The 15,887-nt window shown below is 71.1% G+C and carries 16 protein-coding genes; 8 read left to right on the top strand and 8 right to left on the bottom strand.

What is annotated here, in order from left to right; all coding sequences use genetic code 11:
* The first annotated feature begins 82 nt into the window (after positions 1-82).
* Positions 83-1,171, top strand: coding sequence for a trypsin-like peptidase domain-containing protein (locus ACSQ14_RS01785; protein ID WP_436009119.1), 1,089 nt, complete (start codon positions 83-85; stop codon positions 1,169-1,171).
* 1 nt (position 1,172) lies between these two features.
* Here the strand turns inward: ACSQ14_RS01785 and ACSQ14_RS01780 are convergent, their stop codons facing one another.
* On the bottom strand, positions 1,173-2,381 hold the full coding sequence (locus ACSQ14_RS01780; protein WP_436009117.1) for an MFS transporter: 1,209 nt from the start codon (positions 2,379-2,381) through the stop codon (positions 1,173-1,175).
* A 192-nt stretch (positions 2,382-2,573) separates the two neighbouring features.
* On the opposite strand from ACSQ14_RS01780, the gene ACSQ14_RS01775 reads away from it, so the two are divergent.
* Both ACSQ14_RS01775 and ACSQ14_RS01770 read left to right on the top strand, forming a co-directional pair.
* A complete protein-coding gene (locus ACSQ14_RS01775) occupies positions 2,574-3,536 on the top strand; it encodes an SDR family NAD(P)-dependent oxidoreductase (protein ID WP_436009115.1) in 963 nt (320 codons plus the stop codon).
* A gap of 79 nt (positions 3,537-3,615) precedes the next feature.
* Entirely contained in the window at positions 3,616-4,089 is a 474-nt protein-coding gene (locus ACSQ14_RS01770) for an META domain-containing protein (RefSeq protein WP_436009113.1), read from the top strand.
* A 150-nt stretch (positions 4,090-4,239) separates the two neighbouring features.
* On the opposite strand, the gene ACSQ14_RS01765 is transcribed toward ACSQ14_RS01770, so the two are convergent.
* The 4 genes from ACSQ14_RS01765 to ACSQ14_RS01750 all read right to left on the bottom strand — a co-directional run bounded on the left by ACSQ14_RS01765 (position 4,240) and on the right by ACSQ14_RS01750 (position 7,327).
* On the bottom strand, positions 4,240-4,935 hold the full coding sequence (locus ACSQ14_RS01765; RefSeq protein ID WP_436009111.1) for a glutathione S-transferase family protein: 696 nt from the start codon (positions 4,933-4,935) through the stop codon (positions 4,240-4,242).
* 3 nt (positions 4,936-4,938) lie between these two features.
* A complete protein-coding gene (locus tag ACSQ14_RS01760) occupies positions 4,939-5,388 on the bottom strand; it encodes a cupin domain-containing protein (protein ID WP_436009109.1) in 450 nt (149 codons plus the stop codon).
* A 344-nt stretch (positions 5,389-5,732) separates the two neighbouring features.
* Entirely contained in the window at positions 5,733-6,494 is a 762-nt protein-coding gene (locus ACSQ14_RS01755) for a molybdopterin-binding protein (RefSeq protein WP_436009107.1), read from the bottom strand.
* Positions 6,491-7,327, bottom strand: a complete 837-nt coding sequence (locus ACSQ14_RS01750) for a cytochrome b/b6 domain-containing protein (RefSeq protein ID WP_436009105.1) — start codon at positions 7,325-7,327, stop codon at positions 6,491-6,493. The genes ACSQ14_RS01755 and ACSQ14_RS01750 overlap by 4 nt, the downstream gene beginning before the upstream one ends.
* Positions 7,328-7,428: 101 nt before the next feature.
* On the opposite strand from ACSQ14_RS01750, the gene ACSQ14_RS01745 reads away from it, so the two are divergent.
* Both ACSQ14_RS01745 and ACSQ14_RS01740 read left to right on the top strand, forming a co-directional pair.
* Positions 7,429-7,647 (top strand): hypothetical protein, encoded by a 219-nt coding sequence (locus ACSQ14_RS01745; RefSeq protein WP_436009103.1) that lies wholly within the window; start codon positions 7,429-7,431, stop codon positions 7,645-7,647.
* A gap of 71 nt (positions 7,648-7,718) precedes the next feature.
* Positions 7,719-8,639: a thioesterase family protein gene (locus ACSQ14_RS01740; protein ID WP_436009101.1), complete on the top strand. Its 921-nt coding sequence runs from the start codon at positions 7,719-7,721 to the stop codon at positions 8,637-8,639.
* Here ACSQ14_RS01740 and ACSQ14_RS01735 read toward each other — a convergent pair.
* Positions 8,636-9,502, bottom strand: a complete 867-nt coding sequence (locus tag ACSQ14_RS01735) for an alpha/beta fold hydrolase (protein WP_436009099.1) — start codon at positions 9,500-9,502, stop codon at positions 8,636-8,638. The two genes, ACSQ14_RS01740 and ACSQ14_RS01735, sit on opposite strands and share 4 nt — an antisense overlap.
* Before the next feature lie 39 nt (positions 9,503-9,541).
* Here ACSQ14_RS01735 and ACSQ14_RS01730 point away from each other — a divergent pair, with 39 nt between their 5' ends.
* Positions 9,542-9,976 carry a DUF488 domain-containing protein gene (locus ACSQ14_RS01730; protein WP_436009097.1) on the top strand — a complete coding sequence of 145 codons (435 nt, stop codon included), beginning with the start codon at positions 9,542-9,544 and terminating at the stop codon, positions 9,974-9,976.
* Positions 9,977-10,118: 142 nt separating this feature from the next.
* Here ACSQ14_RS01730 and ACSQ14_RS01725 read toward each other — a convergent pair whose 3' ends face one another.
* Positions 10,119-11,333, bottom strand: a complete 1,215-nt coding sequence (locus ACSQ14_RS01725) for a pentapeptide repeat-containing protein (RefSeq protein ID WP_436009095.1) — start codon at positions 11,331-11,333, stop codon at positions 10,119-10,121.
* A gap of 215 nt (positions 11,334-11,548) precedes the next feature.
* The gene (locus ACSQ14_RS01720) at positions 11,549-12,229 is read right to left on the bottom strand and encodes a CHAP domain-containing protein (protein ID WP_436009093.1); all 681 of its coding nucleotides are present in this window, start codon (positions 12,227-12,229) and stop codon (positions 11,549-11,551) included.
* 474 nt (positions 12,230-12,703) lie between these two features.
* On the opposite strand from ACSQ14_RS01720, the gene ACSQ14_RS01715 reads away from it, so the two are divergent.
* Together ACSQ14_RS01715 and ACSQ14_RS01710 are read left to right on the top strand one after the other, a co-directional pair.
* On the top strand, positions 12,704-13,492 hold the full coding sequence (locus tag ACSQ14_RS01715) for a TerC family protein (RefSeq protein WP_436009091.1): 789 nt from the start codon (positions 12,704-12,706) through the stop codon (positions 13,490-13,492).
* A gap of 145 nt (positions 13,493-13,637) precedes the next feature.
* Positions 13,638-15,887: a hypothetical protein gene (locus ACSQ14_RS01710; RefSeq protein ID WP_436009089.1), complete on the top strand. Its 2,250-nt coding sequence runs from the start codon at positions 13,638-13,640 to the stop codon at positions 15,885-15,887.

Here is a 15,887-nt window from a genome sequence, read left to right as displayed (position 1 = left end):
GATCACCGCGGGCGCGCTCGCGGCCGTTTGCGTGGCATCTTACAGTCAAGCTGGACCGCTGGAAGCGCTGCTCGGAACGCCTGTGGCGCAGGCGCGCGGCCCGGCCGGGGCGGCCTCCCAGGCCGGCCCGAAGATCGCCAAGCCGCCGAAGGCGCCCGCGGACCGCTTCGCCCAGGCGCTTGGCGGGCTGCAACCCGAGCCGGCGTCTACGACCCGCGGCGCTGCAGACGCGCAGATCTATCGCCGCGCCGCGCCGTCGGTCGTGTTGATCGTCACCGACAAGGGGGTGGGCTCCGGCAGCCTGATCGCCGCCGACGGTCAGATCCTGACCAACCACCATGTCGTCGACGGCGCGAAGCAGATCGGCGTCATCTTCAAGCCCGCGCTGGAGGGCGCCGCCATCGGCAAGTCCGACCTGCGCCGGGCCGAGGTGCTGAAGCTCGACCAGGTCGCCGACCTGGCGCTGATCAAGGTCGAGGCCGTGCCGCCCGGCGTCACGCCGCTGAAGCTCGGCGACGGCGCCAGCCTGCAGGTCGGCGCCGACGTGCACGCCATCGGCCATCCCACCGGCGAAGCCTGGACCTACACCCGCGGCATCGTCAGCCAGATCCGCCGCGCCTACGAGTGGGGCTCCGCCAAGAGCCCGCACGAGGCGACGGTCATCCAGACCCAGACGCCGCTGAACCCCGGCAACTCCGGCGGGCCGCTGCTCGACGGCCAGGGCGTGGTCGTCGGCGTCAACAGCTTCATCGGCGACGGCGAAGGCCTGAACTACGCCGTCTCCGTCGAGGACGTGAAGACCTTCCTGGCGCGGTCGCGCGACCGGGCGGCGACGCCCGCGGCCAAGCCGGCCGACTGCGAATGGAAGGCGGTCGACACGGAGACCTGGTCCGATCCGAAAGGCGTCGCCGAGCATCTCGACACCGATTGCGACGGCGAAGGCGACGCCACCTTCTTCACCCCCGCCAAGCGCCGCGACCCGACCCTGCTGATGGTCAGCGAGCGCGAGGAGAGCAAGGGCGAGGTCGACACCATCTACTATGACGCCAACCGCGACGGCGACGCCGACTGGGTGATCTACGACACCGACGGCGACGGCAAGCCGGACATGCGCGGCGACTTCCGCAAGGGCGAAGACGAGCCCTACCGCTGGGAGAAGATCTCCGGATAGCTCACGGCGTCGCCGGCGCGGGCGCTGCGGCCGGCGGCGCGCTGTCGGCGGCCGCCGACACCGCTTCCGGGTACTTGCCGAGCAGCATGAACAGTCCGGCGGCCATCACGCACAGGACGATGATCGCCAGCAGCACCAGGTCATAGCTGCGGGTCACGTCGTAGACGCGGTTGGCGGCGGCCGGGGCGAGGCCGTTGCCGAACAGCAGCAGGCCGGTGATCGCGCCGAACAGAGTTCCGAAGTTGCGCATGCCGAAGTGGCGCGCCGCCAGGTAGGCGCAGGCGTCGAGCTCGGTGCCGACCGACAGGCCGAGGATCAGGCAGGCGGCGATCGCCGCCGGCTGCGAGCCGTCGGTCGCCAGCAGCAGCGAGACGCTGATCACCGGCGCCAGTACGCTGACCGCCGCCACCTTGCGCGCGTCGATGCGGTCCAGCAGGTAGCCGCCGCCGAGCCGGCCGGCGATCGAGCCCAGGCCGATCAGTCCGGCGACACCGGCGGCGGTGGTCCGGTCGAAGCCCTCGCCGATCAGGATCGGCACGCCGTTGCTGGTCAGGGCGCAGGAGGCGATGGCGAACAGCAGGGCCGCGCCGGCGAGCTTGAGGAAGCTGGGCGAGGTCAGCTCGGCGCGGATCTCCTGGCTGCGGCGTCCGGCAGCGACCGGACGTGCGCCTGCCGGCGCGGCCTTGAGATTGTGGAACAGGAAGAAGACCAGCGGCAGCACGATCGCCCCGCTGATCAGCGCCAGCGACACATAGGCCGCGCGCCAGCCCTGGGCGGCCACCAGGCTGTTGGTCAGCAGGGGCACGGTCGCCGCGCCGACGCCGGTGCCGCACAGCGCCAGGGCCAGCGCCATGCCGCGGTTCTTGTCGAAGCGGCTGTTGATCGCCGCGGTCCAGACCATCGGCGCCACGAACATGCTGGCCAGGCCGATCAGCGCCCACAGCCCCCACCAGGAGGTGACGTCCGCGGTGGTGGTCGCCAGCAGCGCCAGCGCCGCGCAGTAGAACACCACCCCGAACAGCCCGACCGGGCGCGGTCCCAGCCGGTCGACGACCAGCCCGACCAGCGGGGCGCAGACCAGGGCGATCATCGAGATGATCAGCGGCCCGCTGGAGATCTCCGCCCGGCTCCAGCCGAACTCGCGCTCCAGCGGGCCGATCATCACCCCGAGCGAGTAGTTGTTCACCGAGCACAGCAGGATGCCGGCCATGCACGGCGCCAGGATCCATCCGTGGCGGCGCCACTCGCTGTCGGCCGGTCGCAGTTGTCCTGGCGTCACGGTCTCGCTCCCGGTGATTTTTTCTTTGCCGGGATTGTTGCGGCCTTTCCGGCCGGCGGCATAGCCCCTGTGCGCACACGCCGCGCCGTGGACCCCGCGTCGCCGCCATGACAGCCTGGGCCGATGAGCCGCTACGACCGCACCACCACCGCCGAGCAGATCGCCCGTGCCGCCGACCTGCGCGGCCGCGTCGCCGTGCTGACCGGAGCCTCGTCGGGCCTGGGAACGGAGACGGCGCGCGCGCTGGCGATCGCCGGCGCCGACCTGGTGCTGGGCGTGCGCAATCCGGCGGCCGGCCAGGCCGTGGCCGAGGCCATCGCGCCGCAGGCCCGGGGCGGAACGATCCGCGTGCTGCCGCTGGAGCTGTCCGACCTCGGCTCGGTGATCGCCTTCGCCGATCAGCTCGACGCCCCGGTCGACCTGCTGATCGCCAACGCCGGGGTCTCGAAGACGCCGGACAGCCATCTGCCGAACGGGCTCGAGACCCGGTTCGCCACCAACCACCTCGGCCACTTCCTGCTGGCGCTGCGCTTGCGGGCGCAAATGGCCGCGCGCGGCGCTCGGCTAGTGGTGCTGAGCTCGGCGGCGCACAAGGGGATGAGGCTTCGGCTCGACGACCTGCAGTGGCGGGCGCGCGAGCACACCCTGGCCGCCTACGGCGAGTCCAAGACCGCCAACATTCTGTTCGCCCAGGAAGCCACGCGCCGCTGGGGCGCCGAGGGGATCTTCGCCAACGCCGTGCTGCCGGGTTCGGTGCTGACCGGCCTGCAGCGCTACCATGGCGAGGAGATGAAGCGGCGGATCGGCTTCATCCTCGACGACGGTTCGGTCAATCCCGACGTGAAAAGCCTCGGCCAGGGCGCGGCGACCACCCTGTGGGCGACGACCGCGCCGGAGCTCGCAGGCCGCGGCGGGCTGGTGCTGGAGGACTGCGCCGAGGCCCTGCCGGTCGGCCCCGACACCCACGCCTGGTCCGGCTTCGACGCCTCGGTCGCCGATCCCGAGACCGCGCGGCGGCTGTGGGAACAGTCGCTGGCGCTGGTCCGCGAGCTCGCCGGTCCGGCGGCGCTTCCCGCCGACGCCTGAGGGCCGCGCCGGATTGACAAGCGGCGGCGCAGGCGCGTTCGCTTGCAACCCGAAATTGCTGATCCGGGAGGGGCTGACCATGCGCGCCGCGCTTCGGAGACTGGGCCTGCTGGGCGCCGCGCTGCTCGCCGCCGCCTGCACCACCACCACCCCGCCAACGACCACTTCGGCCGCGCCCGGCGCCGGCGGCGGGCTCGCCGGCACCCGCTGGCGGCTGGAGAAGTTCGAATCCTCCGACGACGCCCAGGGCGTTTCCCAGCCGGCTGATCCAGCGAAGTACGGGCTGGAGTTCCAGCCGGGCGGGCTGCTGGCCATGCGGCTGGACTGCAATCGCGGCGCCGCCACCTGGAGCGCGATCCCGACTGAGGCCGGCCGCGGCACGCTGAGCATCTCGCCCGGCGGCATGACCCGGGCGGTGTGCCCGCCGGGCTCGTGGGACACCCGCATCGCCCAGCGGATCGGCGAGGTGCAGAGTTACGTCATCCAGGGCGACCGGCTGCACCTGGCGCTGAAGCTCGACAGCGGCGTCTACACCTGGGTGCGCGAGCCCTGAGGGGGCGTAGCGGGGCGAAGCCGCTAACGCCCCCTCCGTCTCGCGCCTGCGGCGCGATCCACCTCCCCCGCTGCGCGGTGGAGGATCTGAGCGCCAAGATGCTCCACCGCGTAGCGGGGGAGCTGTCGGCGTAGCCGACTGAGGGGGCGTTCAGCGGGCGGACTGGTCGCCCATCTCTCCGGATTTCTTTCCGGCCCAATCCATTCCCAGCGCCAGCGCCCGCTGCACCGCCGGCCGCGCGGCGATGCGGTCGCGCCAGGCGGCGATGTGAGGGTAGTCGCCCAGGCCGCCGACGCGGTGGTGGTACTGCTCGACCCACGGCCAGCAGGCCATGTCGGCGATCGAATAGGCGTCGCAGATGTAGTCGCGGCCGGTCAGCTGCCGCTCGAGCACGCCGTACAGCCTGCGCGTCTCCTTGGTGTAGCGGTGCAGCGCGTAGCTGGAGTCCCGCGGGTCGCGGCCGGGCGTCTCGGCGACGCGGGCGAACCAGTTGATCTGCCCGGTCATCGGCCCGAGGCCGGCCATCTGCCAGAACACCCAAGCGTCGATCCAGGCGCGCTCGCTCTCGCGTTGCGGATAGAACCGCCCGCTCTTGCGGCCGAGGTACTGCAGGATGGCGCCGGACTCGAAGATCACCACGCGGTCGTCGGCCCCCTTGTCGTCCTGGATCTCGTCGACCAGCGCCGGAATCCGGCCGTTCGGGCTGAGCGCGAGGAACGCCGGAGCCTGCTGCTCGCCGTCGAGGATGTTCACCGGCTCGACCGCGTAGGCCAGGCCCATCTCCTCCAGGGCTATCGAGACCTTTCGGCCGTTCGGCGTCGGGAAGTAGTAGAGCCGCAGTCCCACCGCCTATTTCCGGATCGGCCGGAACTGCAGTTCCATGTGGGTGCGCGCCTCGTAGCCGATGTCGGGGAAGGTCGAGACGTCCCAGGGGTCGCGGCCGCCGACGTCGAAGTAGACGGCGGGCTGGTCGCTGCGGTTCTGCAGGTGGTGGGCGTTGCGTTCGCCGGCCTTGAAGCCGACGCAGTCGCCGGCGCGCAGGATCTCCTCGCCGTCGTCGGTGACCAGCACCAGTTCGCCGGAGACCATGATCACCGCCTCGTCGTTGCTGCGGTGCCAGTGCCGCTGGGTGGACCACGAGCCGGGCGCGAGCTCGACCCGGTTGACCCCGAACTGCTTCAACCCGAACGCGCTGGTCAGCGCCCAGGTGGTGCGTCCCTTGAGCTTCTCGTTGTGCGCTTCCGGATAGGTGCTCGACCCGGTGCGCGACGCGATCTGGCTGATGTCGGCCTTCTTCATGGGGCGCCTCCCTTGCGCGACGCAAAGCGTGCGGCGATCGCCGGCGCAGTTCAACCGCCGACGGCCGGGTGATCGCCGGGGCGAAGCCGGCGGCCCAGCCCCAGACATCGAAGCGCGGCTTCGCCCCGTCGCTGTGAAGCCCGAACGCCCCCTCCGTCTCGCGCCTGCGGCGCGATCCACCTCCCCCGCTGCGCGGCGGAGGATCTGAGCGCCAAGATGCTCCACCGCGCAGCGGGGGAGCTGTCGCCACCCCGCCGCCTCGCGGCGGGGTTCGGTAAGGATCACCGGGTCGCAAAGCGACCCGGTGGGCCGACTGAGGGGGCGTTCAGCGGCCGCGCCGGCTCTCAGATCCCCGCGTACCACTCGTAGCCGCGGTCTTCCCAGTAGCCGCCCTGGCCGCCCTCGATCTTCGCGAAGTCGGCGACCGCTTCCAGCCGCATGACGTACTTGGCGTGCTTGTAGCCGAGCTGGCGCTCGACCCGCAGCCGCAGCGGCGCGCCGTGCGCCACCGGCAGGGCGGCGTCGTTCATCGCGTAGGCCAGGATGGTCTGCGGGTGGTAGGCGTCGATCAGGTCGATGCTCTCGTAATAGCGGGTCGCCCCGTCGAGGCTGTCGGCGCAGTGGAAGACGATGTAGCGCGCCTCCGGCTTCAGCCCGGCCTTGTCGAGCAGCGGGCCGAGCCGCGCGCCGGTCCACTGGGCGATGTCCGACCAGCCCTCGACGCAGTCGTGGCGGGTGATCTGCCGCCGCGCCGGCTGGGCGCGCAACTCGGCGAGGCTCAGCGCCAGCGGCCGTTCGACCAGGCCGTCGACCACCAGCTTCCAGTCGGCGAAGCCGCCCGCGACGTGGGCGCGGTAGGCCGGGTCGTCCGGATCGGTCGAGCCGTTGGCGCGGAAGTCGGCCGACACCAGCGCCGGGCTGAACTCCTGGGCCAGGGCGTGGCGGTCGACGACCAGCCGCTGCGCCCGCCGGGTCAGCCCCTCGGCCGAGGCGAGCGCCGCCTGGCCCTGGCGGCTCTGGCTGATGCGGTCGCAGGCGGCGAGCCACAGGCCGGCGAGGCTGGCGGCCGCGCCCTTCAGCCAGCGGCGGCGGTCGAGGCGGCTCATGCGCCCTCTCCTTCCGTCTCGATCCGGCCTTCCGTCTCGATCCGGTAGCGGCCGGTGATCATCGAGCGCAGGTTGTTCCACGGTCCCGAGGCCACGACCATCGCCAGGTGGACCAGCACGAACAGCACGAGCGCGCCGGCGCAGAGGAAGTGGATCGAGCGGGCCGACTGGCGGCCGCCGAAGAAGTCGACCAGCCAGGGCGTCGCGGCGTTGAACCCCGGCGACATGGTCAGGCCAGTGGCGACCATCAGCGGCACGAGCCCCAGCGCGACCATCAGATAGCTCAGCTTCTGCAGCACATTGTAGCGCCGCGCGGCCTCGCCCTTCGGGAATTGCAGCCGTGCGTGGGTGGCGATCTCATGCCGGAGATTGCCGGGGGCGAGATCGGCGCGGGTCGGACAGAGGTCGCGGCGCAGCCGCCCGCTGAGCAACCCCCACAGCAGCCAGACCAGGCCGTTGAACACCAGCACCCAGGCGAAGAAGAAATGCCAGCGCCGGCCGGTCGCCAGGTCGCGCCAGCTGGGAATGGTCGCCCAGGCCGGGAAGGCGATCGGCGAGCGCGCGGCGGGCTTGCCCGACCAGCCGAGCACGCCGGTGGTCTCGAAGCCCTTGCCGGCGATCTTGGTCAGGCCGACCGGCTCGCCGCCGCGCTCGACCGCGCCGATCGCCAGCCACGGCCGCTGGAACTCCGACTTCGGGCCCCAGTAGAGCGCCGGGTGGGCGTTGAAGATCTGCAGCCCGCTCATGAGCAGGCACAGCAGCGCCAGCGCGTTGACCCAGTGGGTGATCCGGGTCACGGCGGCGTGCCGGCGCACCAGCTGGCTCGTCTTCATCGGGCCTCCGTCGGCATCCAACCTGCCACAGTGCGAGGGCGACGGGAACGCCGGCCTAGTCGCCGACGCTTTCTATGCGCCGCATCACAAAGGAGCTGCCCATGGCCGACGAACGCGCCGGCGCTCAATCGCCGGAATCCGCCCCGCCCAAGCGCGGCGGACCACAACCCTATCCCGCGGTCGACCAGACCGACGGCGTGCATGGCGAGGCCCGCAGTTTCGCCGCCGCGCCGCAGCGGGAAGGCTGCGACCCCACCCCGGTCTCCACCGCCGAAGGCCGCCTGGGCCCCGGCGGAGACCCCTGTGAAGGCAAGCCGTAGGCCTCCGACGCCGCCTCTAGGCGCAACGACGCCCGCCGCCTAATCTTCGGGCGAATTCGGGGGAGCGTATCTTGGGCGAAGCGGTGGAAGTCTGGCGCGGCAGCGTGGCGACCTGGGAGTGCGACTCCATGGGTCACCTGAACGTCGGCTTCTACCAGGCCAAGGCGATGGAAGGGCTGGTCGGACTGGCCGCCGAGCTCGGCATGCCGAGCGCGTTTGCGCCGCACGCCGACGCCACCCTGATCGTCCGCGAACAGCACATCCGCTTCCTGCGCGAAGCCCAGGTCGGCGCGCGGCTGCACATAGAGGCGGGCGTGCTGGAGATGGGGGAGGACGAGGCCCGGGTGCTGCTGCTGATGCGGCATCACGACGGCGAGCTGGCCGCCAGCTTCCAGCTGCTGGTGGCCCACGCCACCGCCCGCGAGGGCCGCGCCTTTCCGTGGCCGGTCTGGGCCCGCGAGCGCGCCCAGCGGCTGATGATCGAAGCGCCGGAAAAGGCCCGTCCGCGCAGCGTCGCGCTCGGCCCGGTGCAGAGCTCGGCCAACCTCGAGCGGGCGCATGCGCTCGGACTGAAGCGGATCGGCCTGGGCGCCTGGCGGCCCGGCGACGTCGACCCGTTCGGGCGGATGCGCACCGAGCTGGTGATGGCGCGGATCTCCGATTCCGTCGCCCACCTGATGGGCGCGGTGCTGGCCGAGATGGCCGCCGCCGCCGGACGCCAGCCGGGCGCGGTGATCCTGGAGTACCGGCTGCTCTACCTGGACTGGCCGCGGATGGGCGACCGCTGGGAGCTGCGCTCGGCCCTGAGCGGCGGCGATCCGCGGCTGCGGCGGATGGTGCACTGGTTCTTCGATCCGACCACCGGCCAGCCGTTCGCGGCGGCCGAGGCGGTGGCCGCGGTGTTCAACCCCGAGGCCCGCAAGATGGTCGCGCTCACCGAGGAGGAGCTGGCGATCTGGGGCCAGTTCACCGTCGAGGACCTGTCGATCTAGCCGACGGCCTCGCGCAGCGCCTGGCGCACCAGCTCCGGCCGCTCCATCGGCAGGAAATGGGTGGTTCCCGGGACCACCTCGAGCGGCACGCCGACCTGCTCGGCGAGCGCCCGGGCCCGCGCGCCGACGCTCGATCCCTCGACGCCGGCCAGGATCCGCGCCGGCGCGCGGAGCTCGGCCATCGCCTCCCAGGCGTGAACGTCCTGGCGCGCGTAGATCGCCGCCTCCCAGGCCGGGCGGCAGGCGAGCGTCACTTCGCCGGCGTCCGTGTCGCGCAAGCCGCCGGCGGCGAAGTCGGCGAGCTGCGCCTCGCCCCAGGTCTCGAACGCGCCGCGGCCGCGGTAGGCGTCCATCATCGCCGCCCGGCTGAGGAAGCTCTCGCGGCGCCGCAGGGTGGCCCGGGTGATCGGGTGGTCCGGCATCGGCATGCCGATCGTCGCGGCGTCGAGCATCACCGGCTCGAACAGCACCAAGGCGCGGACCCGCGCCGGCGCGGCGACGGCGGCCAGGAGGCAGGTGATCGCGCCCAGCGAATGGCCGGCCAGCACCACCGGCCGGTCGACGGCGACGTCGAGCGCCGCCAGCAGGTCGTCGGCGAACACGTCCCAGCCGGACAGGGCGTCGGGCTCCGCCGGCAGGGTGGTCGCGCCGTGGCCGCGCAGGTCGAGCGCCAGGATCCGCAGCTCCGCGCCCAGCGGGCCGAGGATCGTCCGGTAGGTGCGGGCGTTGAAGCCGTTGGCGTGACAGAAGACGACGTCGATCGGCCGGTCTGTCGGCCCGAACTCGAGCGCCGCCATGTCGCCGCCGCGGCTGGGAAGGTGCAGGCTGCGCGACCGCGGCGCGTACTCGACTGTGGCGTCCATGGGGAAGGCATATAGCGGCGCAAGCGGCGGAGAGAAGGCATGAAGGCGCTGGCGACCATCGGTTACGAAGCCGCCACCCAGGAGCAGGTGATCGGCCGGCTGAAGGACGCCGGGGTCGAGGTGCTGATCGACGTGCGCGCCGTCGCCGCCTCGCGCCGGGCCGGCTTCTCCAAGGGCGTGCTGGCCGCCAGCCTCGCCGCAGCCGGCATCGACTATGTGCACCTGCGCCAGCTCGGCACGCCCAAGCCCGGGCGCGACGCCGCGCATCACGGCCGCATCGCCGAGATGCACGCCATCTACGAGGAACACCTGCGCGAGCCCGCCGCCCAGCTGGAGCTGGCCAAGGCCGCCGAGATCGCCGCCGAACGCAAGGCCGCCCTGCTCTGCTACGAGGCCGACTTCCGCCACTGCCACCGGGAGATCGTCGCCGAGCGGCTCTGCGCCGAGCTGGGGTGCGAGGTGGAGAACCTGTAGCGGCTGTCATCCCGGAATGCGCGCAAGCGCATGTCCGGGATCCAAGAACACTGCGGTCAAAGGGGGCGCCTTCTCAGGCCACGCCGTGTTCTTGGGTCCCGGTCTTTCTGCGCGAAAACCGGGATGACATCCCCGTTCGGCCTCAGCCCTCCAGCTCGGCGTGCTGCAGATTGCAGCCGTCGAGGCGGGCGAACTCGAGGTCGCACTCGAGGAACCGGGCCCGCACCGCGCTGGCGCCACGCAGGTCGGCGTTGCGCAGGCCGGCGCGGCTGAAGTCGGTGCGCACGTAACGGCCCTGGCCGATGGTCAGCGGCCCGAGTTGGGCGCCGCGCAGGTCGGCGCGGCCGAACTGGGTGTCGACCAGCTTGGCCCCGCGCAGGTCCGCCTCCCGCAGGTCGGCGCCGCGCAGGTCGGAGCCGGACAGGTCCGCGCCCTGCAACTGCACCTTGCGCAGGTCGAGGCCGAAGAAGATCGACTGCGGGGCGATCAGCGCGGTGAGCCGGCGGCCCGCCAGGGTGCGCAGGGGCCGGAAGTCGACTTCCGGCAGGTTCAGCACCCGGCCGCGGACGCCATGGGAGTCGCAGTAGGCCTCGTGCTCGGTGAGGATCAGGTCGAGCGGGCGATCGTCGATGTAGACCAGCGGCGGCGGCCCGCGCAGCACCGCGGTCAGGTCCGCCTCGTCCAGCCGCGCGTGCTCTAGATTGACGCCGGACAGCACCGCCCGGCGCATCGAGGCGCCGGTCAGGTCCGCCCCGCCGAGGTCGGCGTTGGAGAGGTCGGCGCCGTCGAGCACGGCGCGCATCAGCCGCGCGCCCGCCAGCCGCGCGCCGGCCAGCACCGCCTCGGTGAAGTCGCTGGCGGTCGCGACCGTGCCGCTCATCAGCGCCCCGGTGAGGTTGGCCCCGGAGAGGATGGCGTAGTTGAGCTCGCCGGGCCGCTGTTCGTGACGCAGCACGCGGAAGCCGTCGAGCTTGTCCTGCAGGGCGATCCGGCCTTCGCGGAGGTCGCAGCCGGCCATCTCGGCCTGGGCGAGATTGGCGCCGCGCAGGCAGGCGCCGCGCAGGTCGGCGCGCTTCAGGTTGATGCGCCGCATGTCGGCTTCGCGCAGGTCGGCCCCGAACAGGATCGCCCGCGACAGGTTGGCTCCGGCGAGGTGCGCGCCGGACAGGCAGGCGCCGGCCAAGTCGGCCTCGCGCAGGTCCATGCCTTCGAGGTCGCAGTTCGACAGATCCGCATAGGTCAGGCTCAGCCGCCGACCGCCGGCGCGGCCGGCGATGTAGCGCTGATGGGCGTCGACCGCCTCGCGCAGCGACGATGCGTCGAGCGGCGTGTGATGTTGCGGCAGCGTACTCGTCATGGGCGACCTCGGTACAACCCTGCCACGAACGCGCTTAAGGAACCGTGTGCGCTGAACGATTTTTCTGAGCGCGATGCGCTTTTAGGTTGTGGAAAGCTCAACCGTCATGGCCCGGCGTCCCAGGGGCCAGTCCGCCCGAGACGCCAGCCGCAGCTGATGAGGAAAGGCGCTGGGGTCGCCCGGACACGCCGGGCGATGACGAAAGTAAGAGGAGCCTACTGCGCCGGCTTGGCGTCGCCGCGGGTGGCGGCGGCGATCAGCGCGCCGATCTGGTCGGTGGAGTCCACCGCCTGGCTCAGCATGTGCAGCGGACCGGCGCCCGGCCGCACGGCGGTGGCCATCTGGCTGGCGGCGGTCTGCGCCATGGCGATGGCGGTGTTCTGCGCCTTGTTGAGGCCGGCGCTGGCCGTGCGGGCGGCTTCGGCGTCCGGATAGATGAAGCCGTAGGTCGGATAGGTCGAGCCGCCGAGGTCGCGGCTCGGATCGTACCAAACCTTCACCTGGCTCCAGTCGCCGCTCGGCGACACGTCGACCAGGGTCACGTCGCGCTCGATCTTGCCGCGCGACCCTTCGATCGGCGACCAGTTGGCGTGGGTGATCTGCACGATGCGGTCGGTGAGCACCTGGCTGACCACCGCCACGTGGCCCAGCTTCATCCGCTGGGTCGGCTTGAAGCACAGCACCGCGCCGGCGCGAGGCTGGAAGCCGGTCTCGTACTTGCCGATGGCCTGCTGCCACCAGGTGCGGGCGTCGCCGAAAATCTGGATGCCGGAGATCAGGCGCGCAAAAGGAACGCACTGCCAATAGGTGTCGGCCACCGCACCGGCGGTCGACGTCAGGCTGACCATGGCCGCGACGACCAGGGAACCCAGCAGAGTTCTCGTCCGTTTCCGCATGTTTGGGGCGCTCCCCGACGCTACGTCCAAGGGATAACCCTAACCCCAATCCAGTGAAAAGAGCGTTTACGCCGACGCGGCCGCACGCCGCGGCGGGTCTAGCGCGATCACACGGACGTTACCCCAGACAACACCTACATTTCCGAAAGCTGTCCCGAGATTCTTCACGCAATAGATCGGCCACTTACGGGCCGAACCGCGCCACGCCCGCTCGCCATACGTAGAGTTGCTGAATTCAGACCGGACATATACCGATAGGCGCCCAAACCAACGGGACGTAATACACGATCACGCAGCCGCGAAACGATCTGAAACAAGAGCTGCACAGCTTGACGCAAATCATGGCGCCGCCGCCCGCGCCAAGCTTCACAAAAGCGCGAACTGCGCAGCCGCCTGTGGAAAACCCGCCGTCCGACCTTTCGCTCGCCTGTCGATGCGGATCGGCTAAAAGCGCTGCAGGAGGCTCGACTTTACATGGAATCACTTGCTGAGCTGGCGGCCAGTCCCGCCGCCTGGGCCGCGCTCGTCACCCTGATCGTGATGGAAGTGGTGCTGGGGATCGACAACCTGGTCTTCATCTCGATCCTGTCGAACAAGCTGCCTGAAGAGAACCGGCGCAAGGCGCGGTTCATCGGCATCTCGCTGGCCCTGGGCATGCGCATCGCGCTGCTGTCGACCCTGGCCTTCATCGTCGGCCTCACCGCGCCGGTGTTCACCCTGCCCTTCAGCATTCCGGCCGGTCCGGACGGTCACGCGCCGATGGACTTCGCCTTCTCCTGGCGCGACCTGATCCTGATCGCCGGCGGCCTGTTCCTGGTCTGGAAGGCGACCACCGAGATCCACCACACGGTCGATCCGCCGACCAACGACCTGCTCGACAAGCGCCAGGTGGCGTCGGTCGGCTTTGGCTCGGCGATCATCCAGATCCTGGCGCTCGACCTGGTGTTCTCGATCGACTCGATCCTGACCGCGGTCGGCATGACCGAGCACCTGCCGATCATGGTGATCGCCGTGATCGTCGCGGTGCTGGTGATGCTGCTGGCGGCCAATCCGCTGGCCGACTTCATCAACGAGAACCCCAGCGTGGTGATGCTGGCGCTCGGCTTCCTGCTGATGATCGGCGCCGTGCTGATCGCCGACGGCTTCGGCGCTCACGTGCCGAAGGGCTACATCTACGCCGCCATGGCCTTCTCGGCCCTGGTGGAGGGCCTCAACATGGCGGTGCGCAAGGCCAAGGCCAAGCGCGGCGAAACCGTCCACTAGCGTGCTCCGGCGCCTCCCGTCGCAGCGCGACGGGAGGCCGCCCCAAGGCCAAGCTCGCGTTGAACTAAGCCGCGACGCAACCTAGGCTGGGCGTCGGTGAGTCGCCCCTCCGCCGCGGCTCGAGGGAGCCGCCCCGGGAACGCGCATGCCGATCAGCTACCTTTCGGCCGCCCAGATCTCGGCCCTCGACGTCACCGTCTTCAAGGACATCACCAGCACCAAGATCGGCCAGCTGACGCAGAGTCAGATCGGCGCGCTCAGCGTGACCAACGTCGAGGCGTTGTCCACGGTCCAGGCCGCCGCCTTGTCGGCGACCCAGGTGAAGGGCTTCTCGGTCGCGCAGATCCCGCACATCCCCGATGTGGTGGTGTTCGATTCCAACCAGCTGCTGGCGCTGAACGGCGGGCAGCTGAGCGCGCTGAACGACACCCAGTTCGGCCGCATCGGCGACAGCCAGCTCGGCCAGTTCTCGACCGGCGCCATCGCCGGCCTGTCCACCACCCGGTTGTCGGCGCTGACCAGCACCCAGGTCGCCGCGCTGTCCACTGTCCAGGTCCGCAGCCTGACCAGCGCGCAGCTCGGCGCGCTGACCACCACCGACATCGGCGAGCTCACCGCCACCCAGCTCGGCGCGCTGACGAACACCCAGATCGGCTGGCTCAGCTCCACCCAGACCGCCGCGCTCAGCAGCCAGCAGGTGCTGGCCCTCAGCTCCAGCCAGATCGGCAGCCTGACCAGTTCGGGCCTCTCGGGGCTGACCGCGACCCAGGTGGCGCTGTTCAACGCAGCCCAGCTCGCCGGCCTGACCACCACCCAGGTGGGCGGCCTCAGCGCCGCCGATTTCGCCGAGCTGTCGGCGAGCCAGATCACCTCGCTGCAGACGACCGACTTCGCGGCGATCTCGCCGACCAACCTCTGGAGCCTCGACACCGCGGTGATCCAGGGGCTGACGCCCAGCCTGTTCGCGGTGATCAGCACCACCCAGATGGGCGGCATGGGCCCGACCGGCTTCGCCAAGCTGAGCCCCGCGCAGATCGCGGCGCTGGCGCCGACCCAGCTGGGCGCGCTGTCGGTCAGCAACTTCGCCGCGCTCAGCGACAGCCAGCTCGCCAGCCTCACCGTCAGCCAGCTCCAGGGGCTGTCGCCGACCCAGCTGAGCGGCCTCAGCGCCAGCGAGTTCACCCGGCTCTCCAGCACCCAGATCCTGTCGCTCAAGCCGGCCCAGATCGGTTCGCTGTCGGCGGAGAACTTCTCGGCCCTGGACGCGGACGTCGTCGGCGCGCTGTCGACCTCGCAGGTCGCCGGGCTCTCGGCCTACCAGGCGAGCCGCCTGAGCAGCACCGACGTCGGCGAGTTCAGCGTCACCCAGATCAAGGCGATGGGCGCCGGCCAGATCGGGGCCCTGTCGCCGAGCTCGCTCGCCGCGCTCAGCGACAGCCAGTTCCAGGCGCTGAGCTCGGCGCAGCTGTCGGGCGTCAGCGCCAGCGCGCTCGACGCGCTGAGCAGCACCCAGTTGCAGGCGCTGACGACGACGCAGATCACCGGCCTGGGCTCGACGACCATCCGCACGCTGTCGCCGGCCGAGTTCGCCGAATTCACCAGCACCCAGGTCCTGGCCTTCACCGGCGTGCAGATCGCCGCGCTCTCGACCACCAACCTGGTCGGCATGAGCACGACCCAGGTCACCGGCCTGACCTCGACCCAGGTCTCGTCGCTGACCACCACCCAGGTGGGCGCGCTGACCGGCGACCAGGTCAGCCACATGTCCTTCCTGCAGCTCCAGGCGCTGTCGAAGACCCAGACCTCGGGTCTGTCGGCGACCGGCGTCGCCGCGCTCCGCACCAACCAGCTGACGGTGCTCAACTCCGGCCAGATCGGCGCGCTGTCCACCACCGCGCTGGCCGCGCTCTCCTCTACCCAGGTCCAGGCCCTGTCGAACACCCAGGTCCAGGGCCTCAGCGCCGTGCAGCTGCGCAGCATGACGCCGGAGGACCTCGACCGGCTGGCGGTCACCCAGCTGTCGGCGCTTTCACCGACCCAGATCGGCGCCCTCTCCACCACGGCGATCGACAGCCTGACCAGCACCGAGGTCGGGGCGCTGACGCCGACGCAGATGTCCGGCGTGTCGACCGGCCAGCTGGCGGCCCTCGACTTCGTCTACATCAGCCCGAGCCAGGTGGCGGGGCTGACGCCGACCCAGATGCGGGTCCTGCCGCTCGACGTGCTGGCCGCCTTCAGCCCGAGCCAGATCTCCGCCCTGACCACCGCCCAGATCCCGGCGCTGACCACCGCCCACATCGCCGCCCTGACCAGCACCCAGGTGTCGGCGCTGACCCCGCTGCAGCTCAACGCCCTGACCGCGAGCCAGGTCGGCTACCTGCCGGCGGCGGCGTAA

Source organism: Phenylobacterium sp. LjRoot219 (assembly GCF_964252995.1).
Taxonomy (GTDB): Bacteria; Pseudomonadota; Alphaproteobacteria; order Caulobacterales; family Caulobacteraceae; genus Phenylobacterium.
The sequence above is the reverse complement of the archived record's forward strand: the minus strand, read 5'-3'. Positions and strand labels throughout refer to the sequence as shown.

Coding starts and splice junctions, on each gene's coding strand:
- ACSQ14_RS01710 (WP_436009089.1), top strand. CDS start 13,638: ATGCCGATCAGCTACCTTTCGGCCGCCCAGATCTCGGCCCTCGACGTC.
- ACSQ14_RS01760 (WP_436009109.1), bottom strand. CDS start 5,388: ATGAAGAAGGCCGACATCAGCCAGATCGCGTCGCGCACCGGGTCGAGC.
- ACSQ14_RS01730 (WP_436009097.1), top strand. CDS start 9,542: ATGAAGGCGCTGGCGACCATCGGTTACGAAGCCGCCACCCAGGAGCAG.
- ACSQ14_RS01715 (WP_436009091.1), top strand. CDS start 12,704: ATGGAATCACTTGCTGAGCTGGCGGCCAGTCCCGCCGCCTGGGCCGCG.
- ACSQ14_RS01720 (WP_436009093.1), bottom strand. CDS start 12,229: ATGCGGAAACGGACGAGAACTCTGCTGGGTTCCCTGGTCGTCGCGGCC.
- ACSQ14_RS01775 (WP_436009115.1), top strand. CDS start 2,574: ATGAGCCGCTACGACCGCACCACCACCGCCGAGCAGATCGCCCGTGCC.
- ACSQ14_RS01770 (WP_436009113.1), top strand. CDS start 3,616: ATGCGCGCCGCGCTTCGGAGACTGGGCCTGCTGGGCGCCGCGCTGCTC.
- ACSQ14_RS01750 (WP_436009105.1), bottom strand. CDS start 7,327: ATGAAGACGAGCCAGCTGGTGCGCCGGCACGCCGCCGTGACCCGGATC.
- ACSQ14_RS01735 (WP_436009099.1), bottom strand. CDS start 9,502: ATGGACGCCACAGTCGAGTACGCGCCGCGGTCGCGCAGCCTGCACCTT.
- ACSQ14_RS01780 (WP_436009117.1), bottom strand. CDS start 2,381: ATGGCCGGCATCCTGCTGTGCTCGGTGAACAACTACTCGCTCGGGGTG.
- ACSQ14_RS01725 (WP_436009095.1), bottom strand. CDS start 11,333: ATGACGAGTACGCTGCCGCAACATCACACGCCGCTCGACGCATCGTCG.
- ACSQ14_RS01755 (WP_436009107.1), bottom strand. CDS start 6,494: ATGAGCCGCCTCGACCGCCGCCGCTGGCTGAAGGGCGCGGCCGCCAGC.
- ACSQ14_RS01745 (WP_436009103.1), top strand. CDS start 7,429: ATGGCCGACGAACGCGCCGGCGCTCAATCGCCGGAATCCGCCCCGCCC.